Source organism: Leclercia sp. M-A074-M (assembly GCF_965195605.1).
GTDB lineage: Bacteria > Pseudomonadota > Gammaproteobacteria > Enterobacterales > Enterobacteriaceae > Enterobacter.
This window is the reverse complement of the sequence record NZ_CBDAHM010000008.1, coordinates 14,724-36,710: the sequence shown is the minus strand read 5'-3', so window position 1 is coordinate 36,710 and position 21,987 is coordinate 14,724. Positions and strand designations below refer to the sequence as shown.

Annotated in this window: 23 protein-coding genes; 13 read left to right on the top strand and 10 right to left on the bottom strand. The window is 56.6% G+C overall.

The genetic code is table 11. From position 1 onward, the window contains the following. Positions 1 to 63 precede the first annotated feature (63 nt). From fabI to pspF, 7 genes are all read right to left on the bottom strand, one after another. The gene (fabI, locus tag ACOKCT_RS16440; protein ID WP_103179873.1) at positions 64 to 852 is read right to left on the bottom strand and encodes an enoyl-ACP reductase FabI; all 789 of its coding nucleotides are present in this window, start codon (positions 850 to 852) and stop codon (positions 64 to 66) included. Positions 853 to 974: 122 nt separating this feature from the next. Beyond that, the gene (sapF, locus tag ACOKCT_RS16435; RefSeq protein ID WP_103179872.1) at positions 975 to 1,781 is read right to left on the bottom strand and encodes a putrescine export ABC transporter ATP-binding protein SapF; all 807 of its coding nucleotides are present in this window, start codon (positions 1,779 to 1,781) and stop codon (positions 975 to 977) included. Position 1,782: 1 nt separating this feature from the next. After that, the gene (gene sapD / locus ACOKCT_RS16430; RefSeq protein ID WP_103179871.1) at positions 1,783 to 2,775 is read right to left on the bottom strand and encodes a putrescine export ABC transporter ATP-binding protein SapD; all 993 of its coding nucleotides are present in this window, start codon (positions 2,773 to 2,775) and stop codon (positions 1,783 to 1,785) included. Then, positions 2,775 to 3,665, bottom strand: coding sequence for a putrescine export ABC transporter permease SapC (gene sapC, locus ACOKCT_RS16425; RefSeq protein WP_103822232.1), 891 nt, complete (start codon positions 3,663 to 3,665; stop codon positions 2,775 to 2,777). The genes sapD and sapC overlap by 1 nt, the downstream gene beginning before the upstream one ends. Beyond that, positions 3,652 to 4,617 (bottom strand): putrescine export ABC transporter permease SapB, encoded by a 966-nt coding sequence (sapB, locus tag ACOKCT_RS16420; RefSeq protein ID WP_420193678.1) that lies wholly within the window; start codon positions 4,615 to 4,617, stop codon positions 3,652 to 3,654. The genes sapC and sapB overlap by 14 nt, the downstream gene beginning before the upstream one ends. Next, positions 4,614 to 6,254, bottom strand: coding sequence for an ABC transporter substrate-binding protein SapA (sapA, locus tag ACOKCT_RS16415; RefSeq protein WP_103179868.1), 1,641 nt, complete (start codon positions 6,252 to 6,254; stop codon positions 4,614 to 4,616). The genes sapB and sapA overlap by 4 nt, the downstream gene beginning before the upstream one ends. 88 nt (positions 6,255 to 6,342) lie before the next feature. Next, positions 6,343 to 7,320 (bottom strand): phage shock protein operon transcriptional activator, encoded by a 978-nt coding sequence (gene pspF / locus ACOKCT_RS16410; protein WP_420193677.1) that lies wholly within the window; start codon positions 7,318 to 7,320, stop codon positions 6,343 to 6,345. Between the two features lie 167 nt (positions 7,321 to 7,487). Here pspF and pspA point away from each other — a divergent pair, with 167 nt between their 5' ends. From pspA to tyrR, 7 genes are all read left to right on the top strand, one after another. Then, complete coding sequence (pspA, locus tag ACOKCT_RS16405) at positions 7,488 to 8,156, top strand: phage shock protein PspA (RefSeq protein ID WP_156654643.1); 669 nt, start codon at positions 7,488 to 7,490, stop codon at positions 8,154 to 8,156. A 51-nt stretch (positions 8,157 to 8,207) separates the two neighbouring features. Next, the gene (pspB, locus tag ACOKCT_RS16400; RefSeq protein ID WP_103179865.1) at positions 8,208 to 8,432 is read left to right on the top strand and encodes an envelope stress response membrane protein PspB; all 225 of its coding nucleotides are present in this window, start codon (positions 8,208 to 8,210) and stop codon (positions 8,430 to 8,432) included. Continuing rightward, entirely contained in the window at positions 8,432 to 8,788 is a 357-nt protein-coding gene (gene pspC / locus ACOKCT_RS16395; RefSeq protein WP_103179864.1) for an envelope stress response membrane protein PspC, read from the top strand. Before pspB ends, pspC begins: the two co-directional genes overlap by 1 nt. A gap of 14 nt (positions 8,789 to 8,802) precedes the next feature. Continuing rightward, entirely contained in the window at positions 8,803 to 9,021 is a 219-nt protein-coding gene (gene pspD / locus ACOKCT_RS16390) for a phage shock protein PspD (protein WP_103179863.1), read from the top strand. 111 nt (positions 9,022 to 9,132) lie between these two features. Further along, positions 9,133 to 10,530: a YcjX family protein gene (locus ACOKCT_RS16385; protein WP_103181094.1), complete on the top strand. Its 1,398-nt coding sequence runs from the start codon at positions 9,133 to 9,135 to the stop codon at positions 10,528 to 10,530. Next, positions 10,527 to 11,576, top strand: a complete 1,050-nt coding sequence (locus tag ACOKCT_RS16380; protein ID WP_103179862.1) for a YcjF family protein — start codon at positions 10,527 to 10,529, stop codon at positions 11,574 to 11,576. The genes ACOKCT_RS16385 and ACOKCT_RS16380 overlap by 4 nt, the downstream gene beginning before the upstream one ends. A gap of 128 nt (positions 11,577 to 11,704) precedes the next feature. Beyond that, positions 11,705 to 13,246, top strand: a complete 1,542-nt coding sequence (gene tyrR, locus ACOKCT_RS16375; RefSeq protein ID WP_103179861.1) for a transcriptional regulator TyrR — start codon at positions 11,705 to 11,707, stop codon at positions 13,244 to 13,246. Positions 13,247 to 13,291: 45 nt separating this feature from the next. On the opposite strand, the gene tpx is transcribed toward tyrR, so the two are convergent. Continuing rightward, positions 13,292 to 13,798: a thiol peroxidase gene (gene tpx / locus ACOKCT_RS16370; RefSeq protein WP_103179860.1), complete on the bottom strand. Its 507-nt coding sequence runs from the start codon at positions 13,796 to 13,798 to the stop codon at positions 13,292 to 13,294. 105 nt (positions 13,799 to 13,903) lie between these two features. Between tpx and ycjG the strand changes: the two genes are divergently transcribed. Beyond that, positions 13,904 to 14,869, top strand: coding sequence for an L-Ala-D/L-Glu epimerase (gene ycjG, locus ACOKCT_RS16365; RefSeq protein ID WP_103179859.1), 966 nt, complete (start codon positions 13,904 to 13,906; stop codon positions 14,867 to 14,869). Here ycjG and mpaA read toward each other — a convergent pair. Then, a complete protein-coding gene (gene mpaA / locus ACOKCT_RS16360; protein WP_103179858.1) occupies positions 14,860 to 15,573 on the bottom strand; it encodes a murein tripeptide amidase MpaA in 714 nt (237 codons plus the stop codon). The genes ycjG and mpaA overlap by 10 nt on opposite strands. Positions 15,574 to 15,757: 184 nt before the next feature. Between mpaA and ACOKCT_RS16355 the strand changes: the two genes are divergently transcribed. Together ACOKCT_RS16355 and ACOKCT_RS16350 are read left to right on the top strand one after the other, a co-directional pair. After that, positions 15,758 to 17,374: a peptide ABC transporter substrate-binding protein gene (locus tag ACOKCT_RS16355; RefSeq protein WP_159339430.1), complete on the top strand. Its 1,617-nt coding sequence runs from the start codon at positions 15,758 to 15,760 to the stop codon at positions 17,372 to 17,374. A 145-nt stretch (positions 17,375 to 17,519) separates the two neighbouring features. Beyond that, positions 17,520 to 17,699 carry a hypothetical protein gene (locus tag ACOKCT_RS16350; RefSeq protein WP_103179856.1) on the top strand — a complete coding sequence of 60 codons (180 nt, stop codon included), beginning with the start codon at positions 17,520 to 17,522 and terminating at the stop codon, positions 17,697 to 17,699. A 2-nt stretch (positions 17,700 to 17,701) separates the two neighbouring features. Here the strand turns inward: ACOKCT_RS16350 and ACOKCT_RS16345 are convergent, their stop codons facing one another. After that, a complete protein-coding gene (locus tag ACOKCT_RS16345) occupies positions 17,702 to 18,274 on the bottom strand; it encodes a TetR/AcrR family transcriptional regulator (protein ID WP_103179855.1) in 573 nt (190 codons plus the stop codon). Positions 18,275 to 18,362: 88 nt separating this feature from the next. Between ACOKCT_RS16345 and ACOKCT_RS16340 the strand changes: the two genes are divergently transcribed. From ACOKCT_RS16340 to tssC, 3 genes are all read left to right on the top strand, one after another. Beyond that, complete coding sequence (locus ACOKCT_RS16340; protein WP_420193676.1) at positions 18,363 to 19,391, top strand: NADP-dependent oxidoreductase; 1,029 nt, start codon at positions 18,363 to 18,365, stop codon at positions 19,389 to 19,391. A gap of 520 nt (positions 19,392 to 19,911) precedes the next feature. Continuing rightward, complete coding sequence (gene tssB, locus ACOKCT_RS16335; protein WP_420193675.1) at positions 19,912 to 20,400, top strand: type VI secretion system contractile sheath small subunit; 489 nt, start codon at positions 19,912 to 19,914, stop codon at positions 20,398 to 20,400. A 42-nt stretch (positions 20,401 to 20,442) separates the two neighbouring features. Continuing rightward, a complete protein-coding gene (gene tssC, locus ACOKCT_RS16330; RefSeq protein ID WP_336997901.1) occupies positions 20,443 to 21,978 on the top strand; it encodes a type VI secretion system contractile sheath large subunit in 1,536 nt (511 codons plus the stop codon). Positions 21,979 to 21,987: the final 9 nt, after the last annotated feature.

Below are 21,987 nucleotides of genomic sequence, written 5' to 3'. Positions count from 1 at the left end.
AACGCGGGGAAAGCGGGCGAAACGGTGGGGATACCTCCCCGCCGGAGCGGGAAGGTAATGAACTTATTTGAGTTCCAGCTCGTTCATTGCAGCGATGCTGAAACCGCCATCAACGTGAACCACTTCGCCGGAGATGCCAGCAGAGAGGTCAGAGCAGAGGAAGGCTGCGGAGTTACCCACATCTTCGATGGTCACGGTGCGACGGATTGGGGTAACCGCTTCGCAATGCGCCAGCATTTTACGGAAGTCTTTGATGCCGGAAGCCGCCAGAGTACGGATTGGACCGGCAGAGATGCCGTTTACGCGCACGCCTTCCGGACCCATTGCGTTCGCCATGTAGCGCACGTTGGCTTCCAGAGAGGCTTTTGCCAGACCCATTACGTTGTAGTTCGGGATAGCGCGCTCAGCGCCCAAATAGGACAGGGTCAGCAGAGCTGCGCCCGGGTTAAGCATGGAGCGGCAGGATTTCGCCATCGCCACAAAGCTGTAGGAGCTGATGTCGTGTGCGATTTTGAAGCCTTCACGGGTGACCGCGTTTACATAGTCGCCGTCGAGCTGGTCGCCTGGTGCAAAACCGATGGAGTGAACGAAACCGTCAAATTTCGGCCAGGTTTTTGCCAGCTCGGCGAACATGCCATCGATGCTTTCATCTTTAGCAACGTCGCATTCCAGAACAATGCTGGAACCCAGCTGCGCGGCGAACTCCTCTACGCGGCCTTTCAGCTTGTCGTTCTGGTAGGTGAATGCCAGCTCAGCACCTTCGCGATGCATCGCCTGTGCGATACCGTATGCGATGGACAGTTTGCTGGCAAGGCCAGTGACCAGAATGCGCTTACCGGAAAGAAAACCCATAGCTCTTAATCCTTATATTCATTGTTGTGGCGGCTGTCATTTTTGGACAACCGTCGTTAAAACGCGGCGATAATAGCATGTGTCGCGTACAGTGTTAATCCGACCACTCCATACGGGGCAGGTCAGCGATCTTTTCGCCAGGCATCGGCGGTTAAGGCTTCGCCAAAATGCCCGGCAATTAAACGTTTGGTCAGATCGTGAAGTGGGGCGGCCAGCACCGACGCGGTGCTGCCGCGCTCCACCACTGAGCCTTCGTGCATCACCAGCACCTGATCGCTGATGTGCTTCATCATCCCCAGATGCTGGGTGACGTAGATATACGAGATACCCTGTTTCTCCTGCAACTCCAGCATCAGGTTGATAAGTTGTGAACGCATCGACATATCCAGCGAGGCCAGCGCTTCGTCAGCGATGATCACTTTCGGGCGCAGGATCAGCGCGCGGGCAAGACCCAGACGCTGCTTCTGCCCCGGCGCCAGCATGTGCGGATAATAGCTGACGTGATCCGGCAGCAGTCCGACCATGCGCAGGGTATCGATGATCTGCTTACGTCGCGCTTCAGGTTCCAGATCGGTATTGAGCCGTAGCGGAAAATCGAGGATCTGTGAGATACGCTGGCGCGGGTTCAGCGAGGTGGAGGGATCCTGAAAAATCATCCTGATCCGCTGGCTGCGGAACGAGTAATCGCCAAATTTCAGCAGATGGTCGTCAATCAGGACCTCACCGTCCGAGGGTTCAATCATCCCGGCCAGCATCTTCGCCAGCGTCGATTTCCCTGAACCGTTTTCACCGATGATCGCCAGGGTCTGCTTTTCACGCAGGGTAAAGCTCAGCGGTTTTACCGCTTCAACGGTCTGTCGGCGGAATAAGCCGGTACGGTAGCGAAAGGTCTTACTCAGGTTGCGCACTTCCAGCAGGGTTTCGACCATGTCACTCTTTCTCCATGTTCAGCGGGAAATGGCAGGCAAACAGATGGTTCTTCGGCCCGGCCAGGCGCGGCGTTTCAATGCATTTACGCTGGGCATAGGGACAGCGCGGACCCAGGCGACAGCCAATGGGCAGGTGCTCCAGCAGCGGGATAGCCCCCGGCAGGGTATTCAGGCGACTTTTATGCGGCATGGGGCTGCCAAAATCCGGTATCGCACGGATCAGCGCCTGGGTATACGGATGATGCGGCGTGGTGATCAGATCCTCGCTGCCGGCGGTCTCCACGGTCTGGCCGCAGTACATCACATCAATCTTATCTGCCCATTTACTCAGCATCTGCAGGTCATGGCTGATCAGCAAAATAGTTGTGTTGTTGTTCTGATTAAGCCGGGTCAGCAGGCGGAAGATTTGCGCCTGGGTGGTCGGCTCCATCGCGTTGGTCGGTTCGTCCGCGATCAGCAGGCGCGGCTGGTTAGCCAGCGCGATGGCAATCATCACTTTCTGACACTCACCGTCCGTCAACTCATAGGGGAAGCTGCGCATGGCGTCTTTGTGATCTTTGATCCCCACCCGGTGCAATAGCTCGATAGCCCGGCGTTTACGCCAGCCAAAACGTTGCCACCAGCGGCCTTTATAGGTCCAGGCGGGAATGTTCTGCATCAGCTGTTTGCCCACCCGCTCCGACGGATCGAGACAGGATTGCGGCTCCTGAAAGATCATCGACACGTTGTGGCCCACCAGCTTGCGTCGTTCGCGGACGGAGAGGCGCAGCAGGTCGATATCATCAAAGCGCATACGGTCAGCGGTGACGCGCCAGTTATCCTTCGCCACGCCGCAAATCGCTTTAGCAATCAGGCTTTTGCCTGATCCCGATTCCCCCACCAGCCCGCGAATTTCGCCTTCGCTCAGGGTAATACTGACGCGATCGACCGCTTTGACCCAGCCTTCGCCGGTTTTAATCTCAATCGTCAGATTGCGAATATCCAGTAACGGCATTATTCCACCCCCGCCACAATGGCGCGACGGATCCCGTCGCCAAGCAGGTTCACCAGTAATACGCTAACCATAATTGCAGCACCCGGCAGCATCACCGTCCAGGGGGCTACATAGATCAGTTCCAGCGCGTCGCCCAGCATCGCGCCCCATTCCGGGGAGGGCAGTTGCGCGCCCAGATCGAGAAAACCGAGCGCGGCGATATCCAGGATCGCCATCGACAGGGCACGGGTAATTTCCGTAACCATGCCCGAGGCGATATTGGGCAGCACCGCAAACCACAGAATATTCATGGTGGTGGCGCCATCGAGACGGGCGGCCACCACATACTCTTTTTCCAGCTCATCATGCACCAGGCTGTAGACCGAACGTACCATGCGCGGCAGTAGCGCCAGCCAGACAGCAAACATGGCGTGCGTCAGATGCGGTCCGGCGAAGGCCACCACGATGATCGCCAGCAGCAGCGACGGGATCGACAGCAGCGTATCGAGAATATGGTTCATCACCGCCGAGCGCAGGCCGTGAGTAGCCCCGGCGACAATACCCAGTACCAGGCCGCACAGCGTGGCGGCCAGGGTGACCACAAAGGCGCCGCCCACCGTCGGCGCAGCGCCGCTCAACAGACGGCTTAACACATCGCGCCCGAGGTCGTCGGTGCCCAGGAAGAAGGAGACTTCACCGTAGCGGGACCAGGATGGCGGTAACAGCTGATAGCCGAGGAACTGCTGATCGATGCCATACGGCGCAAACCACGAGCCCAGGATGCACAGCAGCACCAGGCCGCCACAGCCGTACAGGCCGATCATCGCCATAGCGTCGCCGTAGAAATTTCGCCACACGGTGCGTAACGCACCGGGCGTGCGCTTTTCACTGTATACGCTATCGTAAGGCATACCATTCCTTATGTTTCAGTGGGTTAGCCATAGCGGCCAAAATATCAGATAACACGTTCACAATAATCACCAGCGCGCCAATCACCATCACGCCGGCAGAGATAGCGGCATAATCCTGCTGGCGAATGGCGTTAATCAGCCAGCGCCCGAGGCCTGGCCAGCTAAAGACCATTTCGGTGATCATGGCCAGCGTCAGCATGGTTGAGAACTGCAGCCCGAGACGGGGGATCACCGGCGGCAGCGCATTATGCAGCACATGGCGACGTAAAATCGTCAGCCGTGACAATCCGCGTGTGGCGGCCGCTTTAACATAGTTCTGGTCAAACACCTCGCTGGTACTGATGCGCATCAGGCGAATCACCTCCGTGGTTGGTGCCACGGCCAGGGCCAGCACCGGCAACACCATGTGGCGCACGGCGCTGATGATCATCTCATGCCGCCAGACCGAATCTGAGAGCCAGGCGTCAATAATGGCGAATCCGGTGACAGTTTTTACCGCATAGAGCAGGTCAAAACGTCCGGAAACCGGCAGCCAGCCGAGCGTCAGCGAGAAAAAGAGCGTCAGCAGCAGCGCCAGCCAGAAGACGGGAACCGAAAACCCGAGCAGGGCGATCGCGCTGATCAGCTTGTCCTGCCATTTATTGCGGGTGATCCCGGCGAGCATCCCGACCGGGATCCCGACAATCAGCGCAAAACCGAACGCCAGGATGCAGAGCTCCATGGTGGCGGGGAAGACCTCTTTCAGTTGCTCGGAGATGGGCTGGCCGTTAATGCTGGAGACGCCAAAGTCCCAGTGCAGCACGCCTTCAAACCAGAACCACCACGCATTCCACAGCGAAGCACCCTGTAGCGGCGCGTGCGGGGTAAAATAGCTCAGGCTAAAACCCACTAAGGTGAGAAAGAAGAGGGTGATGAGCAGCAACAGCAACCGACGTAAGGTAAAAATAATCACGGTTTTTTCACCTCTTCTTGTTTCTCGCGGGAGACGCCCGCAAACGACGCATTTCCAAACGGACTGAGCACCAGGCCTTTGATATCGTAACGGTACGCCTGCAGACGCAGGGATGAGGCCAGCGGCAGTACCGGCAACTCTTTGGCCAGAATAATCTGCGCTTCATCATAGGCATCGATACGTGCCGCCAGCTGCTGGGTCGACAGCGCCTTGCGTAGAATGCTGTCAAACTCGCGGTTGCACCAGTGGGCATAGTTGGTCTGCGAATCAATGGCCGCGCAGCTCAGGAGCGGACGGAAGAAACTGTCCGGGTCGTTACTGTCTGTCGCCCAACCTGACAGGGTGAGATCGTGGTTCATGTCCATCAGGCGCGCCTCCTGAAAACGGCCTTCTACCGGAACAATCACCACATTAACCCCCACCTGGGCCAGGTCAGCCTGGAGCAGCTCCGCGGTTTTTAGCGGGCTGGGGTTCCAGGCCTGGGAGCTGGTAGGCACCCACAATTGCAGGGTGAGGTTTTCTGCCCCCAGCGCTTTGAGCTGTTCGCGTGATTTTTCCGGGTTGTATTCGGTAATTTTAGCCTCGCTATCGTAGGCCCACGAGGCGCGGGGCAAGATTGAGGCGGCAGTTTCAGCGGTACCGTAATAAATGGACTGCATCAGACGCTGGTTATTGATCGCCAGCGCCAGGGCATGGCGTACCGCCGGGTTGTCCAGCGGCGGTTTGTTGGTGTTAAAGGCCAGATAAGCGATATTCATGCCCGGGCGCAGGGTCAGGCGCAGACGCGGGTCGTCGCGCAGGATAGTCAGCTGGCTGGCAGCGGGCCAGGCCAGGACATCGCATTCGCCGGTCAGCAGTTTCGACAGCCGCCCGGTACCGCCGGAGCCTAAATCGACCACAACCTGCGGCATAAGCGGCGTGCCGCGCCAGAATTTCTCATGGCGTTGCAGGCGCACGTACTGCCCCGCCCGATACTCTTCAACCTGGAACGGTCCGGTTCCTACGGGCTGGCGATCCATCAACTCCATTTTGTCCTTCAGGGTGAGTTGAGTGGCATATTCCGCGGACATCACCGAAGCATAGTGCGTCGCCAGATGCCACAGGAAGGAGGCATCTGGCCGCGCCAGGGTGAACTCCACCGTGCGGTTATCCAGCTTGCGAACGGACTTCACCGTATCGGCAAACTGTAAACTGTCGAAGTAGGGGAAATTACCGCCGTTGATGTAGTGCCACGGATGGTTGCGGTTAAAAATGCGCTGGAAGGTAAAGACCACGTCATCCGCATTGAGTTTACGGGTAGGCTTAAACCACGGCGTGGTCTGGAAGCTGACGTCGTCGCGCAGGCGAAAACGGTATGTGGCCCCGTTGTCCAGCACTTGCCAGCTCTCGGCCAGTTCAGGCACCAGGCGATAGGTATAGGGATCCACATCCAGCAGGCGGTCATAGATCTGGGCGGCGAGGGTATCGACGATCAGGCCGCTGCTCGCCTTTTGCGGGTTGAAGGTGTTGACCTGCCCACTTACGCAGTAGACAAAGCCGCTGTCGCGAATATCCGCGCGATCCGCCAGCTCAGGCGCGGCAAACGCCTGGCTGCTTAACAGACCGAGCGCAATCAGGGACGAGAAAACCAGTCGCATAATTTTTAAGGTTTTTAGAGACGATCTGCAAAGTGTATCGCACTTACACCTGCTTCGTAAAAATGTCTGCGGGTAAGTGCTGATTATGTCATCGCATCTGATGCTTTTTGAGCAATGCCCTTAACTGATGGTAGGTCAGCCCCAGCAGTTCAGCCGCGCGTTTCTGATTAAATTGTGCCTCGCGCAGGCTCTGCTCCAGCAACCGCTTCTCCTGCTCCAGCTGGAACAGACGCAAATCGAGGGGCAGGGTAGGTATACCCGTGGTAAGCGGTTTGCTGACAGAGGGCTGTGCGGGACGCTGAAAGGGATCGATCACAATTTCATCCAGCTCTGTCTCGCTGCTACCGTGGCGGTAGACGGAGCGCTCCACTACGTTTTTCAGTTCGCGGATATTGCCCGGCCAGCGGTAGTCCAGCAGCGTTTCACGGGCGTGCTGACTGAAGCCGGGAAAAAGGGGCAGCCCAAGCTCACGACACATCTGAATAGCAAATTGCTCCGCCAGCAGCATGATATCGCTGCGCCGCTCGCGCAGCGGCGGCAGGTTAACCACATCAAACGCCAGCCGATCCAGCAGGTCGGCGCGAAACTTCTCCTGCTCGACCATCTCCGGCAGATTGGCGTTAGTGGCGCACACCAGCCGCACGTTTACCTGTAAAGGCTGGCTGCCGCCCACGCGCTCCAGCTCGCCATACTCAATGACGCGTAGCAGTTTTTCCTGCACCAGCATCGGCGCGGTCGCCAGCTCATCAAGAAACAACGTGCCGCCATCGGCGCGCTCGAAGCGACCGGGATGGCGACGCTGCGCCCCGGTAAAGGCGCCCGCCTCGTGACCAAACAGTTCCGTATCCAGCAGGTTCTCGTTCAGCGCGGCGCAGTTCAGAGAGATAAACGGTCCATCCCAGCGCCCGGAGAGGTAGTGTAGCCGGTTGGCAATCAGCTCCTTGCCGGTGCCGCGCTCGCCGATAATCAGCACCGGTTTATTCAGCGGTGCCAGCCTGGATACCTGCTCCAGCACTTCGAGAAAACTGTTGGCTTCCCCGAGTAACGTGTCTTTAAATTCAGCCATGACGTAATTGACCACTTATTGGTGTAATTCACTAAGTGAGAGTAGGGCGTAGCGGGCGAAAAAGCAATCACATCGTATAAAATCAATAAGATATAAAACTGGCACGGGAATTGTATTAACTATGCAGCAGGGCTTAGCCCGATAACAGAAAATATGAGGATTCAATTATGGGTATTTTTTCTCGTTTTGCCGACATCGTGAACGCCAACATCAACTCACTGCTGGAGAAAGCAGAGGATCCGCAGAAGCTGGTTCGTCTGATGATTCAGGAGATGGAAGACACGCTGGTGGAAGTGCGCTCTAACTCCGCCCGTGCGCTGGCTGAGAAAAAGCAGCTTTCCCGCCGTATTGAACAGGCGACCGCCCAGCAGGCCGAATGGCAGGAAAAAGCGGAGCTGGCGCTGCGCAAAGATAAAGAGGACCTGGCCCGCTCTGCGCTGATTGAAAAGCAGAAGCTGACCGATATTGTCGCCACCCTTGATCAGGAGGTGACGCTGGTGGATGAAACCCTTGCCCGCATGAAAAAAGAGATTGCGGAGCTGGAGAACAAGCTGAGCGAAACCCGCGCCCGCCAGCAGGCCCTGACGCTGCGTCACCAGGCGGCAAGTTCATCCCGTGACGTGCGCCGTCAGCTCGACAGCGGCAAGATTGACGAAGCCATGGCCCGTTTTGAGTCGTTTGAGCGTCGTATCGATCAGATGGAAGCGGAAGCGGAAAGCCACAGCTTTGGCAAACAGAAAACGCTGGATCAGCAGTTTGCCGATCTGAAAGCGGATGATGAAATCAGCGAGCAACTGGCCGCGCTGAAGGCCAAAATGAAACAAGACAATCAATAATAAAAACTGCGGCGCCCGCCGGCGCCGCCACTCATCACACAAGGAGTAGACATGAGCGCGCTTTTTCTTGCCATTCCGCTGACCATTTTCGTGCTATTTGTTCTGCCGATCTGGTTGTGGCTGCACTACAGTAACCGTTCTTCAAGGGGAGAGCTGTCGCAAAGCGAACAGCAGCGCCTGGCGCAATTAACTCAGGACGCAAATAAAATGCGCGAACGTATTCAGGCGCTGGAGGCGATCCTGGACGCAGAACATCCGAACTGGAGGGATCGCTAATGGCACTGAACCTGAATAAAAAATTGTGGCGTATCCCCCAGAAGGGGATGGTGCGCGGCGTCTGCGCCGGACTGGCGCACTACCTCGACGTGCCGGTGAAGCTGGTGCGTGTGGTAACGGTACTCTCCATTTTCTTTGGTCTGGCGTTTATTACCCTGGTGGCCTATATCATTTTGTCCTTCGTGCTGGACCCGATGCCGGACGGCGCGATGGGCGATGAAAATAGCCCCACCAGCAGTGAATTACTGGACGCGGTGGATGCTGAGCTGTCGGCAGGCGAAAAACGCTTGCGCGAAATGGAGCGGTATGTCACCTCGGATACCTTCACGCTGCGAAGCCGTTTTCGTCAGCTTTAACTGAGAGAACTGATATGAATCAACGCTGGCAACAGGCCGGACATCGCGTCAAGCCGGGCCTGAAAATCGCAGGGAAGCTGGTATTACTCACCGCACTGCGTTACGGCCCGGCAGGCGTGGCGGGGTGGGCGATCAAATCGGTTGCCCGCAAGCCGGTACGAATGTTGTTGGCCGTCGCGCTGGAGCCGATGCTGAAAAAGCTCGCGAACCGGTTATCCAGTAAACTGAAATAATTCGCAACGGCACAAAGTTCAATGTGCCGTTGCGCTGCTTTTATTCCTTTCTCCTTGCCCCCGTGTCATATTTCTCAGAACAATAATTCCTTCAGGCAGAACAGGATGGCGATGAAGCGACTTAAAAATGAATTTAATTCTCTGGTAAATCGTGGGGTTGACCGACATTTGCGCCTGGCGGTTACCGGACTGAGCCGCAGCGGCAAAACCGCCTTTATCACGGCGATGGTCAATCAGCTCCTTAACCTGCATGCCGGGGCGCGCTTGCCGCTGTTGAGCGCGGTACGCGAAGAGCGCCTGCTCGGCGTGAAGCGCGTCCCTCAGCGCGATTTTGGCATTCCCCGTTTCACCTACGATGAAGGGCTGGCCCAGCTTTACGGCACGCCGCCAACCTGGCCCACGCCCACCCGCGGGGTGAGTGAAATCCGCCTGGCGCTGCGGTACCGTTCCAATGATTCTTTGCTTCGCCATTTTAAAGAGACCTCCACTCTCTATCTGGAGATTGTCGATTATCCCGGCGAATGGCTGCTCGACCTGCCGATGCTGACCCAGGACTATCTCAGCTGGTCGCGGCAGATGACCGGCCTGTTACAGGGGCCCCGCGCGGCCTGGTCCGCCCGCTGGCGTTCCCTGTGTGAGGGGCTGGATCCGCTGGCACCCGCCGATGAAAACCGGCTGGCGGCCATTTCGGAAGCCTGGACCGATTACCTGCATCAATGTAAGAAAGAGGGTCTGCACTTTATCCAGCCGGGTCGCTTTGTGCTGCCTGGGGATATGGCGGGCGCCCCGGCCCTGCAATTTTTCCCCTGGCCGGACGTGGAGGCTTTTGGTGAATCGAAGCTTGCCCAGGCGGACAAACATACCAACGCCGGTATGCTGCGCGAACGCTTTAACTACTACTGTGAGAAAGTGGTTAAGGGGTTCTACACTAACCACTTTTTGCGCTTCGACCGCCAGATTGTGCTGGTGGACTGCCTTCAGCCGCTCAACAGCGGGCCACAGGCGTTCAACGACATGCGCCTCGCGCTAACCCAACTGATGCAGAGCTTCCACTACGGGCAGCGCACGCTGTTCCGGCGTCTCTTCTCTCCGGTGATCGACAAACTGCTGTTTGCCGCCACCAAGGCGGATCACGTGACGGTGGATCAGCACGCCAATATGGTATCGCTCCTCCAGCAGCTGGTGCAGGATGCCTGGCAAAACGCCGCCTTTGAGGGTATCAGCATGGACTGCCTGGGGCTGGCCTCGGTGCAGGCCACCCAGAGTGGCCTGATTGACGTTAATGGCGATAAGATCCCGGCGCTGCGCGGCCACCGTCTGAGTGACGGCGCCCCGCTGACGGTCTACCCTGGCGAAGTACCCGCCCGATTGCCGGGCCAGGCATTCTGGCAGAAGCAGGGGTTTCAGTTTGAAGCCTTCCGCCCGCAGACGATGAATGTAGACCAGCCGCTTCCGCACATTCGCCTGGATGCCGCGCTGGAGTTTTTGATTGGAGATAAATTGCGATGACCGAACCCCTAAAACCGCGAATGGATTTTACCGGCACCCTGGAAGAAGCGGATCGCGAAGCCTTCAAAGCGGCACAAACGTTTGATGACACCCAGGCCGGAAACTTCGCCCCGGTAGTGACCGACATGCTCCCTGCGGAAGAAGGACAAGCCGAAGCCGTCGTCGAAGCCGCTTTGCGCCCTAAACGTAGCCTGTGGCGCAAAATGGTCAGCGCGGGCCTGATGCTGGCGGGCGTTGCGGTGGTAGGGCAAGGCGTGCAGTGGGCAATCAATGCCTGGCAAACCCAGGACTGGGTGGCGCTGGGAGGATGCGCGGCAGGTGCGCTTATCGTCGGCGCGGGCGTCGGCTCTGTTGCCACCGAATGGCGCCGTTTATGGCGACTGCGCCAGCGCGCCCACGAGCGTGATGAAGCCCGGGATCTGCTGCACAGCCACGGCACCGGTAACGGACGGGCATTTTGTGAAAAACTGGCGAAACAGGCCGGGCTCGATCAGTCTCATCCGGCCTTGCAGCGCTGGTACGCCGCCATTCACGAAACGCAAAACGATCGCGAAGTGGTATCGCTGTATGCCCACCTCGTGCAGCCGGTGTTGGACAGCCAGGCGCGGCGGGAGATCAGCCGCTCGGCAGCCGAATCAACGCTGATGATTGCCGTCAGCCCGCTGGCGCTGGTGGATATGGCTTTTATTGCCTGGCGCAACCTGCGCCTGATCAACCGTATTGCCACGCTGTACGGTATCGAACTGGGCTATTACAGCCGCTTGCGCCTGTTCCGCCTTGTACTACTCAATATGGCCTTTGCCGGGGCCAGCGAGCTGGTGCGCGAGGTGGGGATGGACTGGATGTCACAGGATCTGGCCGCTCGCCTTTCGGCCCGTGCGGCGCAGGGGATTGGTGCGGGATTACTCACCGCGCGGCTGGGGATCAAAGCGATGGAATTGTGCCGTCCACTGCCGTGGACAGAGGATGATAAACCCCGGCTGGGGGATTTCCGTCGGGAATTAATCGGCCAGCTGAAAGATACCCTCAATAAAAAACCGCAGTAAGCTCGCTTCCTCGCACATAATTCCGACACCCTGCTCACAGGCTGTCAATATTTGTTGACAGCCGTCTTCCCGATTGCAGATATCTGGCTTATCATTTCAGGGTTAATGGCTTATAGAGTGATTTTCCCATGCGTCTGGAAGTGTTTTGTAAGGACCGTCTCGGCCTGACTCGCGAGCTGCTCGATCTCCTTGTTTTGCGGAGTATTGACCTGCGTGGAATTGAGATTGACCCAATCGGGAAGATTTACCTGAATTTTGCTGAAATTGCTTTCGAAACATTCAGCAGCTTAATGGCTGAAATCCGCCGTATCGCTGGCGTTACGGATGTGCGCACCGTGCCGTGGATGCCCTCCGAGCGCGAGCACCTGGCCCTCAGCGCGCTGCTGGAAGCGATGCCCGAACCCTTTTTATCCCTGGATCTGAAAGGCAAAATCGATCGGGCTAATCAGGCGAGCTGCCAGCTGTTTGCCCTGGAGCCGGAGAAACTGAGCAACCACAACGCCGCCCAGCTGATCCCCGGCTTCAATTTCCAGCGCTGGCTGGAGAGCAACCCGCGCTCGACTCACAGCGAGCATGTGGTTATTAACGGACAAAATTTCCTGATGGAGCTCACCCCGGTCTATCTGCAGGGCGACAACGACGACAGAACCCTGACCGGTTCAGTGATCATGCTGCGCTCAACGGTCCGTATGGGGCGTCAACTGCAAAACCTGTCGAGCCAGGATACGGGCGCCTTCAGCCAGATTATTGCCGTCAGCCCGAAAATGCGCCACGTGGTGGAGCAGGCGCGCAAGCTGGCAAACCTTGCTGCACCGCTGCTGATCACCGGCGACACCGGTACCGGCAAAGATCTGCTGGCCCATGCGGTGCATCAGGCGGGGCCGCGGGCGAGCAAACCTTATCTTGCCCTGAACTGCGCTTCTATTCCGGAAGATGCCGTTGAAAGCGAGCTGTTTGGCCACGCGCCGGAAGGCAAAAAAGGCTTCTTTGAGCAGGCCAACGGTGGCTCGGTGCTGCTGGATGAAATTGGCGAGATGTCGCCGCGGATGCAGGCCAAACTGCTGCGCTTCCTTAACGATGGCACTTTCCGCCGGGTGGGGGAAGATCATGAGGTGCATGTGGATGTGCGCGTCATCTGCGCCACCCAGAAGAACCTGGTGGAACTGGTGCAGAAGGGGATGTTCCGGGAAGATCTCTATTATCGCCTGAACGTTCTGACCCTCAATATTCCGCCGCTGCGCGATTGCCCCCAGGACATCATGCCGTTGACCGAGCTGTTTGTGGCGCGCTTTGCCGATGAGCAGGGTATCCCAAGACCGAAGTTTTCAGCCGATCTGAATACGGTTCTTACCCGTTACGGCTGGCCGGGGAATATTCGTCAGCTGAAAAATGCGATCTATCGTGCCCTGACCCAGCTAGAAGGCTATGAGCTGCGGCCGCAGGATATTTTATTGCCGGATTACGATGCCGGAACGGTGGCGGTAGGCGAAGAGGCGATGGAAGGATCGCTGGACGACATTACCAGCCGCTTTGAACGCTCGGTGCTGACGCAGCTGTATCGTAACTATCCCAGCACCCGTAAGCTGGCAAAACGCCTGGGCGTGTCTCACACCGCCATCGCCAACAAGCTGCGCGAGTATGGTCTGAGCCAGAAGAAAGGTGACGAGTAAAAATAAAAAAGCCTCCGCAGGGAGGCTTTATTGTTACGCTTGCCGTTACGCCTTCAGTGATTCCAGCGCGGCAGCGTAATCTGGCTCGGTGGTGATTTCATTCACCAGGTGGCTGAACACGACGGTGTCGTTTTCGTCGATCACCACAACGGCACGCGCCGCCAGACCTTTCAGTGCGCCTTCAGAGATGCCCACGCCGTACTGCTCCAGAAACTCCGGGTTGCGCAGGGTAGAGAGGGTGATAACGTTGCTCAGACCTTCCGCACCGCAGAAACGGGACTGAGCGAACGGCAGGTCGGCTGAGATGCACAGCACAACGGTGTTGTCCACTTCGGTCGCCAGCTGGTTGAATTTACGCACAGATGCGGCGCACACGCCGGTATCAATGCTTGGGAAAATGTTCAGCACTTTACGCTTGCCGGCAAACTGGCTCAGCACGACGTCAGACAGATCTTTTGCCACGAGCGTAAACGCCTGCGCTTTGCTGCCTTTCTGAGGAATGGATCCTGCAACAGAAACCGGGTTGCCCTGGAAATGAACGAGTTGTGACATAGTTATCTTCCTGTTTACATATAGTTAACGTCGTCGTTAGTGTATGTCATCAGCCGATAGCACAGCAAACCCTATTTGCGCGAAGCCGCTATACAGGAGTGAGTGATGAGAACCCTCAAGGTTTATGAAGAAGCCTGGCCACTGCATACGCCGTTTGTGATCTCCCGGGGGACCCGGAGCGAGGCCAGTGTGGTGGTGGTAGAAATAGAAGAAGAGGGCGTCAAAGGGGTGGGGGAGTGTACGCCTTATCCCCGGTATGGCGAAAGCATCGCCTCGGTAATGGCGCAGATCATGGCGCTGGCGCCTGAACTGGAGCGCGGCCTTACCCGGGAAGCGCTACAGCGGTTACTCCCTGCCGGTGCCGCACGTAACGCGGTGGACTGCGCGCTGTGGGATTTAGCCGCGCGTCAGCAAGGGATCTCTCTGGCGACGCTGGCGGGCACGACCCTGCCGCAAACGGTGGTCACCGCGCAAACAGTGGTGATCGGTGAGCCTGCTCAGATGGCCGCCAGCGCCAAAGCGCTCTATGACGCCGGGGCGCGCCTGTTGAAAGTGAAGCTGGACGATCGTCTGATCAGCGAGCGGATGGTCGCCATTCGCGGGGCCGTGCCGCAGGCGACGCTTATCGTCGACGCCAACGAATCCTGGCACAGCGAAGGACTGGCTGCCCGCTGCCAGCTGCTGGCGGATCTGAACGTCGCCATGCTCGAACAGCCTTTGCCCGCAGGGGAAGATGCCGCGCTGGCGAACTTTATTCATCCACTGCCCATCTGCGCCGATGAGAGTTGCCATACCCGGGAAAGTCTCACGGCCCTGCAGGGACGCTACGATATGGTGAATATTAAGCTGGATAAAACCGGCGGTATCACCGAAGCGCTGGCGCTGGCCGCCGAGGCACGTCGGCGCGGTTTTGCCCTGATGCTCGGCTGTATGCTCTGCACCTCGCGAGCGATTGGTGCCGCACTGCCGCTGGCGAATGAGGTGAAATTTGCCGATCTCGACGGCCCTACCTGGCTTGCCGTGGATGTCTCTCCGGCGCTGCACTACAGCACCGGCGTTGTTCATCTCTGAGGTTCCCAGCGCAACAGATCGGTCATCGCTTTCAGGTACTTCTCGCTGGCCTCGTCGGAGGAGATCGGCGGGAATTCAGCAGTGATGCAGTGCAGGCTTAAATCGGCACACCAGCTGCCGAATGAGCCTGGCGTCTCATAGCCGACGCTGGTGACCAGCGGCAGTGAAAAGGCATCTGCCAGCCAGCGCCCAAGAGCCGTGTGGGCGGGATCTTCAATGCAGGCCAGCGGATCGTGAAACGAGACAACCCAGGCCGGATGCAGTTTGTGGATCAGATGACACAGCGCCTGGGTTTCTGGCTCTGAACCGGGCTTGTCGCCCGTCAGCAACACCACATCGCGATCTTCGGCGGAGCTGTTCCAACGGTAGACTGTCTCGCCTTCCCGCCAGTTGGCCGCCGGGAAGTTACGGTTTAAATCCACACCACGGGCATTGGCGCGTAAACCCAACTGACAGCCGTCCGGGTTAACGGTTAATACCACATGGTGGCGGCGCAGCGGAGGGGAAAGGGTACGCAGGGCGCAGGAGAGGGTCACAATCGAAGAATTTTCATCTCCGTGGGTTCCGGCAATGATCAGGCCGCTGTTGCGATCGGCCTGTGGGGCAGGGAACCAGATTAAGGGGGCGCCGAGGTATGAGCGGCCGTAATGTTCGGTCCCGGGCGGGAAAGCGCCACGTTCCGTTCTTGGGCGGGTAAGTGACATAGAGGTTCCTGAATCAGATTGTATTACTGGCAGTGTTGTGCAAAAAACACGGTTAATCAAATAGTTTCAGCCAGAAGGTAAAACCGGCAGATATCAACTTTCCGGCGGAAGTTGTTTGCATTTCACTGTTCCGAAACAAATAATTACCCATCTGCTCGTTACCCATCATTTCAAAGGGGATCTCATGAAGCATCCGGTTTCGTTGATCTGTTCTGCCTTATTGTTGTGTGGCCTCTCTTCTTACGCCTTCGCGGCGGATGTTCCCCCCGGGACAACGCTGGCATCCAAACAGGAGCTGGTGCGTCATATCAAAGATGAACCTGCCTCGCTTGATCCCGCTAAAGCGGTGGGTCTGCCTGAAATTCAGGTGATCCGCGATCTGTTCGAGGGTCTCGTGAATCAGAATGAAAAGGGCGAACTGGTGCCAGGCGTGGCGACCCGCTGGCAGAGTAATGATAACCGCGTCTGGACTTTCACCCTGCGCGAGAACGCGCAATGGTCTGACGGCACCCCCGTCACTGCCCAGGATTTTGTCTACAGCTGGCAGCGTCTGGTTGATCCCAAAACGACCTCGCCTTTCGCCTGGTTTGCGGCCCTGGCCGGGATCGTGAACGCGCAGGCGATCATCGACGGTAAGGCAACGCCGGATAAACTGGGCGTAACGGCAGTGGATAACCGAACCCTGCGCGTGCAGCTCGATAAACCCCTGCCGTGGTTTGCCAATCTGACGGCGAGCTTCGCCTTCTATCCGGTACAAAAAGCGAATGTGGAGAGCAGCCCGGAGTGGACTCGTCCTGGGGCGCTGGTAGGTAACGGTGCGTATATCCTCAAAGACCGGGTGGTCAACGAGAAGCTGGTGGTTGAGCGTAACAGCCATTACTGGGATAACGACAAAACCGTTCTGCAGAAAGTGACCTTTATCCCGATCAACCAGGAGTCCTCAGCCACCAAGCGCTATCTGGCAGATGATATCGACATCACCGAATCGTTCCCGAAAAACCTCTACCAGAAGTTAATGAAAGAGATCCCGGGCCAGGTCTATACCCCGCCGCAGCTGGGCACCTACTATTATGCCTTTAATACCCAAAAAGGCCCGACTGCGGATGCGAGAGTGCGTCTGGCGCTCAGCATGACTATCGACCGGCGCATCATGGCTGAAAAAGTACTGGGTACCGGCGAAAAACCTGCCTGGCACTTCACCCCGGACGTGACCGCAGGATTTACGCCGGAGAAATCGCCTTTTGAGCAGATGAGCCAGGAAGAGATGAACGCGCAGGCCAAAACGCTGTTGCAGGCGGCTGGCTACAATGCGCAGAAACCGCTGAAGCTGACGCTGCTGTATAACACCTCAGAGAACCACCAGAAGATTGCTATCGCGGTGGCGTCAATGTGGAAAAAGAACCTGGGTGTCGATGTGAAGTTGCAGAACCAGGAGTGGAAAACCTATATCGACAGCCGTAATACCGGCAACTTTGACGTGATCCGCGCCTCCTGGGTAGGTGACTACAATGAGCCCTCGACCTTCCTCTCCCTGCTGACCTCAACGCATACTGGCAACATCTCGCGTTTCAACGATCCGGCGTATGACAAGGTGATTAACCAGGCATCCCTGGAGACCACCGAGCAGGCCCGCAATGCGGATTACAATACCGCAGAAAAAATCATTGCGGAAAAAGCCCCGATTGCGCCGATCTACCAGTACACCAACGGGCGGTTAATCAAGCCGTGGGTGAAAGGCTATCCGATTAACAACCCGGAAGATGTGGCGTATAGCCGCACGATGTATATCGTGAAGCACTGACGCGTACTGACATCCTGCTGACGGCAGGATACCATCGCTAAACCCAGAGCTGGCGCGACTTGCAGCGCCAGTTTCTCCCCCTTTACGAAGAAATGCGTGATAGCCTCGTCCAAAAGAACGGGCATTAAGCGAACGAAAGATCGGTGTGTTCTTCACCGCACTGGCGCGTACCGGGGATACTCAGACGGTCAGGGGGAAAGGTACCTTTGACGATATCGTGTTTGTGGCCACCGCGATTTTAACTGCGACTGAGCAGGATAATGAGCCTGAACCGCGCATTACCCATCTGGTTGATCTGTTTCTGAATGGCATCGGCGCTCATTGAAGTCATTTTTTATCTGTAGCGTTGGCTGTTTTTGTCACCAGGATAGCATCTGCAATCACGCTGAAAATCCGTTCGGCGCGGGGAGCGTGCGAGGGATGTCCACGCAGCCAGGCCAGCGCAGCAATCAGATCAAACAATTCCGCACCATCAAGATTAGCCCGCGCCTTACCATCGGCCTGAGCGCGGGCAAGGAGCGCTGCCCCGGCAGCGCGAAGGGCGACGCACGATGTGTGGAGCGCGGAATCGGGATCTTCGATGGCGCTCATCATCGGCTCAATAACGCCACGATGTTCATAGGTGAAGGCGATAATCTCTTGCAACCACAACGTCAGGGCTTCGGCTGAATCGGCCCTGGTCTGAAGGGCTTCGGCTCTGGTCGCCAGTGCATCAAAGCTTGAACGCAGCAGGACTTCAAGCAACGCTTCGCGGCTCGGGAAGTGGCGGTAGAGTGTACCCAGGCCGACTTCGGCTCTGCGGGCAATGTCGCGCAATGACGCATCGGCGCCTTGCTCAATAAAGACGTCGCGCGCGACGGCAATCAGGTGGTCGTAGTTTTTTCTCGCATCGGCTCGCATGGTGTCTCCTTGACAAGCGGAACAGTGCTCCATATATTCGGAGCAGTGCTCCGTTAAATATACCGCATTTACGTCCGAGGAGAAAGCCATGTCGATTAAAGTGATGAAGGCAGTGCAGCAGTACGCGTTCGGTGGGCCGGAGGTACTTCGCTATGAAGAGGTTCCTGTGCCAGATCTTCAGCCCAACGAAGTGCTTGTCCGCGTGTATGCGGTCGGCCTCAATCCTCCTGACTGGTATCTTCGCGATGGCTACCGAATGTTGCCGCCGGAATGGCAACCCAAAGTCACTTTCCCCGTGATCCTGGGAACGGATATTTCGGGGGTGATCGTTGCGGTGGGCGACAACGTCACGGCGTTCTCTGTCGGGGATGAAGTCTATTCGATGGTGCGCTTCCCCGACGGGGCGGCTGGCGGTAGCCGGGCCTATGCCGAATATGTCAGCGTAGCGGCAACGGAGGTAGCGCGTAAACCTCGTTGTCTTGACCATATCCACGCCGCTGCCGCACCCATGTCGCTGCTGACCGCATGGCAATTTATGATTGATCAAGGGCATGATGTGCCAAATCCGCTACAGGCAACCCCGCATAAGCCGGTGCCGCTGGCGGGACAAACCGTTCTGGTTAACGGCGCGGCAGGCGGTGTCGGCCATTTCGCCTTACAGCTGGCGAAATGGCAGGGCGCGCATGTTATCGCGGTGGCCTCCGGTGAACATGAAATGTTTCTGCTTAACCTGGGCGCTGATGAATTTATTGATTACACGAAACAGGCTGCCGAAGATGTAGTACGCAATGCAGATCTCGTCATCGATGCGGTTGGCGGCCCTTCAGCAAGCCGCTTCTTGCGCGCTCTCAGGCGCGGCGGCGCGCTGTTTCCGATTTATCCTCTGGGATTTTCAGGCGCTGACGAGGCCCGGCAGTTGGGCGTTGTCGTCTCGGCTACCCAGGTGCGATCCAACGGCGCACAGCTCGCCCAGCTTGCCGAATTGATGGATAAGGGGGTGATTCAGGTAGCTGTCGACAGTACGTTCCCGCTTGCGCACGCGCAACAAGCGCATGAGCGGGCGGCTCGAGGACATATTCAGGGGAAAATCGTGCTTTCGGTCATTGAACAGGACTGATGTGACGGGAGTGATACGGCCAGAGTCTGTGTAATTAATCACCACGCCTGTTCGCTTTGGGTCCTGAACACCGAAAGAAGGCCTTAACGCCGAAGGGCGTATGGTACGGCAAAATTGCCCGAAGATTACCGGATGGGCGGTGTATGCTCTGTATGTGGCGTTTCGTGCGATGAATATTGCCCACCTTGTAAATGGCGCTGATTGAGGCGCCATTTTTTTCGCTCTCACGCGTAATTATCATTAATTCATGGTTTGAGTTAATTTATATAAATCATTTAAAATAAATATAATATGCATATTTGTTATGTATTCGCTTCTGTTTATTTACGTGAGAATTCTCCTTTTAATATTTGCAGGTCAGATATCAGTACTTGCTAATCGAATTGAGGACAAGAGTATGTGTAAAGTCTCGCTTTGGATTAATAGTTAGTTGATCCAGTGTAATTCTTTGTTCTACTATCTGTCCGTTAATAAATGTGGTTTTTACTCGACAACTATTCCTTAAGGAAAAGGGACCGCTATGGCTGATTCGTTTCAGAATGAAGTGCCTAAGGCACGAATAAATTTAAAATTGGCTTTACACACAGGAGGCGCACAGAAGAAAGTTGAATTACCCCTTAAAATTCTTACTGTTGGCGATTTCAGTAACGGTAAGGAGACCCGCATGTTATCGGAGCGGGAAAAAATAAACATCAATAAAAACAACTTCGATAGCGTACTTGCAGAATTTAACCCCGAGATTAATCTGGCCGTACAGAATACGCTTTCTGGCGACGGTGAAGAAAACATCCGCCTGCAGTTTTCCTCCATGAAGGATTTCGAACCAGAACAGGTTGCCCGTCAAATTCCTCAACTCCGCGCGATGCTGGCCATGCGTAATTTATTACGCGACCTCAAATCTAACCTGCTGGATAACGCCACTTTCAGAAAAGAGCTCGAGAAAATTCTTAAGGATCCGGAGCTAACTCAGGAGTTACGTGACGAAATGAGTGCGCTTGCCCCGAAATAATGTGTGGATGTCTCTTTTAATGGATTAACCGGGAATATGCTGATGTCTTTAAATACTGAAAATGGCTCTGCTCAGGGGCAAACTACTGTACTGGAAAAAGAGGGTGTTTACGCCTCTCTGTTTGAAAAAATCAATCTGACCCCAGCCTCCAGCCTGGGCGATATTAATGCGTTTCTGGATGACGCCGCGCTGGCTGATGCGTCAGCAGGTGAACGTCTGACTGCGGCGATGCAGGTGTTTATGGAGTGCATCCGCCGTTCCGGACAACAGGTGGAAAAGCTCGACAAAACGTTGATTGACCACCATATCGCAGAACTTGATTTTCAGATCAGCCGCCAGCTCGATGCGGTGATGCACCATACCGAATTCCAGAAAGTGGAATCCCTGTGGCGTGGCCTGAAGCAACTGGTGGATAACACAGACTATCGCCAGAATGTGAAAACCGAAATTCTGGATGTTTCAAAAGACGCTCTGCGCCAGGACTTTGAAGACGCGCCGGAGCTCATTCAGAGCGGGCTTTACTGGCACACCTATACAGCTGAATACGACACCCCGGGCGGTGAACCGATTGGCTCGGTGATATCGGCTTATGAGTTTGACGCCAGCCCGCAGGACGTGGCGCTGCTGCGCAACATCTCCAAAGTATCTGCCGCAGCGCATATGCCGTTTATCGGCTCCGTCGGTCCGAAGTTCTTCCTGAAAGAGTCGATGGAAGAGGTGGCTGCGATCAAAGATATCGGCAACTACTTCGACCGCGCCGAGTACATCAAGTGGAAATCGTTCCGCGACACCGACGACGCCCGCTATATCGGCCTGGTCATGCCGCGGGTGCTGGGGCGTCTGCCGTATGGTCCGGACACCGTACCGGTGCGCAGCTTCAACTACGTTGAGCAGGTGAAAGGCCCGGATCACGAAAAATACCTGTGGACCAGCGCGTCATTCTCCTTCGCCTCCAACATGGTGAAGAGCTTTATCAACAACGGCTGGTGCGTGCAGATCCGTGGTCCGCAGGCGGGCGGGGCGGTGAAAGATCTGCCGATCCACCTGTACGATCTCGGCACCGGCAACCAGGTGAAGATCCCGTCTGAGGTGATGATCCCGGAGACCCGCGAATTTGAGTTTGCGAATCTCGGTTTCATCCCGTTGTCGTACTACAAAAACCGCGACTACGCCTGCTTCTTCTCGGCGAACTCAGCCCAGAAACCGGCCCTGTACGATACTGCCGATGCGACGGCCAACAGCCGCATCAACGCGCGCCTGCCGTACATCTTCCTGTTGTCACGCATTGCCCACTATCTGAAGCTGATTCAGCGCGAAAACATCGGGACCACGAAAGATCGCCGTCTGCTGGAGCTTGAGCTCAACACCTGGGTGAAAGGTCTGGTCACTGAAATGACCGATCCGGGCGATGAACTGCAGGCTTCTCACCCGCTGCGCGACGCAAAAGTGGTGGTGGAAGACATTGAGGACAACCCAGGCTTCTTCCGCGTGCGACTGTACGCCGTGCCACACTTCCAGGTGGAAGGTATGGACGTGAATCTGTCGCTGGTGAGCCAGATGCCGAAAGCGAAAGCATAAGGCGGGAGC

Excerpts from the sequence above, each read along its gene's own strand:
- pspB (WP_103179865.1), top strand. The coding sequence starts at position 8,208 with ATGAGCGCGCTTTTTCTTGCCATTCCGCTGACCATTTTCGTGCTATTT.
- sapC (WP_103822232.1), bottom strand. The coding sequence starts at position 3,665 with ATGCCTTACGATAGCGTATACAGTGAAAAGCGCACGCCCGGTGCGTTA.
- ACOKCT_RS16355 (WP_159339430.1), top strand. The coding sequence starts at position 15,758 with ATGAAGCATCCGGTTTCGTTGATCTGTTCTGCCTTATTGTTGTGTGGC.
- tyrR (WP_103179861.1), top strand. The coding sequence starts at position 11,705 with ATGCGTCTGGAAGTGTTTTGTAAGGACCGTCTCGGCCTGACTCGCGAG.
- mpaA (WP_103179858.1), bottom strand. The coding sequence starts at position 15,573 with ATGTCACTTACCCGCCCAAGAACGGAACGTGGCGCTTTCCCGCCCGGG.
- ACOKCT_RS16380 (WP_103179862.1), top strand. The coding sequence starts at position 10,527 with ATGACCGAACCCCTAAAACCGCGAATGGATTTTACCGGCACCCTGGAA.
- tssC (WP_336997901.1), top strand. The coding sequence starts at position 20,443 with ATGTCTTTAAATACTGAAAATGGCTCTGCTCAGGGGCAAACTACTGTA.
- sapD (WP_103179871.1), bottom strand. The coding sequence starts at position 2,775 with ATGCCGTTACTGGATATTCGCAATCTGACGATTGAGATTAAAACCGGC.
- tpx (WP_103179860.1), bottom strand. The coding sequence starts at position 13,798 with ATGTCACAACTCGTTCATTTCCAGGGCAACCCGGTTTCTGTTGCAGGA.
- sapA (WP_103179868.1), bottom strand. The coding sequence starts at position 6,254 with ATGCGACTGGTTTTCTCGTCCCTGATTGCGCTCGGTCTGTTAAGCAGC.
- fabI (WP_103179873.1), bottom strand. The coding sequence starts at position 852 with ATGGGTTTTCTTTCCGGTAAGCGCATTCTGGTCACTGGCCTTGCCAGC.
- pspD (WP_103179863.1), top strand. The coding sequence starts at position 8,803 with ATGAATCAACGCTGGCAACAGGCCGGACATCGCGTCAAGCCGGGCCTG.
- ACOKCT_RS16345 (WP_103179855.1), bottom strand. The coding sequence starts at position 18,274 with ATGCGAGCCGATGCGAGAAAAAACTACGACCACCTGATTGCCGTCGCG.
- pspA (WP_156654643.1), top strand. The coding sequence starts at position 7,488 with ATGGGTATTTTTTCTCGTTTTGCCGACATCGTGAACGCCAACATCAAC.
- ACOKCT_RS16385 (WP_103181094.1), top strand. The coding sequence starts at position 9,133 with ATGAAGCGACTTAAAAATGAATTTAATTCTCTGGTAAATCGTGGGGTT.
- pspF (WP_420193677.1), bottom strand. The coding sequence starts at position 7,320 with ATGGCTGAATTTAAAGACACGTTACTCGGGGAAGCCAACAGTTTTCTC.
- tssB (WP_420193675.1), top strand. The coding sequence starts at position 19,912 with ATGGCTGATTCGTTTCAGAATGAAGTGCCTAAGGCACGAATAAATTTA.
- ycjG (WP_103179859.1), top strand. The coding sequence starts at position 13,904 with ATGAGAACCCTCAAGGTTTATGAAGAAGCCTGGCCACTGCATACGCCG.
- sapF (WP_103179872.1), bottom strand. The coding sequence starts at position 1,781 with ATGGTCGAAACCCTGCTGGAAGTGCGCAACCTGAGTAAGACCTTTCGC.
- ACOKCT_RS16340 (WP_420193676.1), top strand. The coding sequence starts at position 18,363 with ATGTCGATTAAAGTGATGAAGGCAGTGCAGCAGTACGCGTTCGGTGGG.
- pspC (WP_103179864.1), top strand. The coding sequence starts at position 8,432 with ATGGCACTGAACCTGAATAAAAAATTGTGGCGTATCCCCCAGAAGGGG.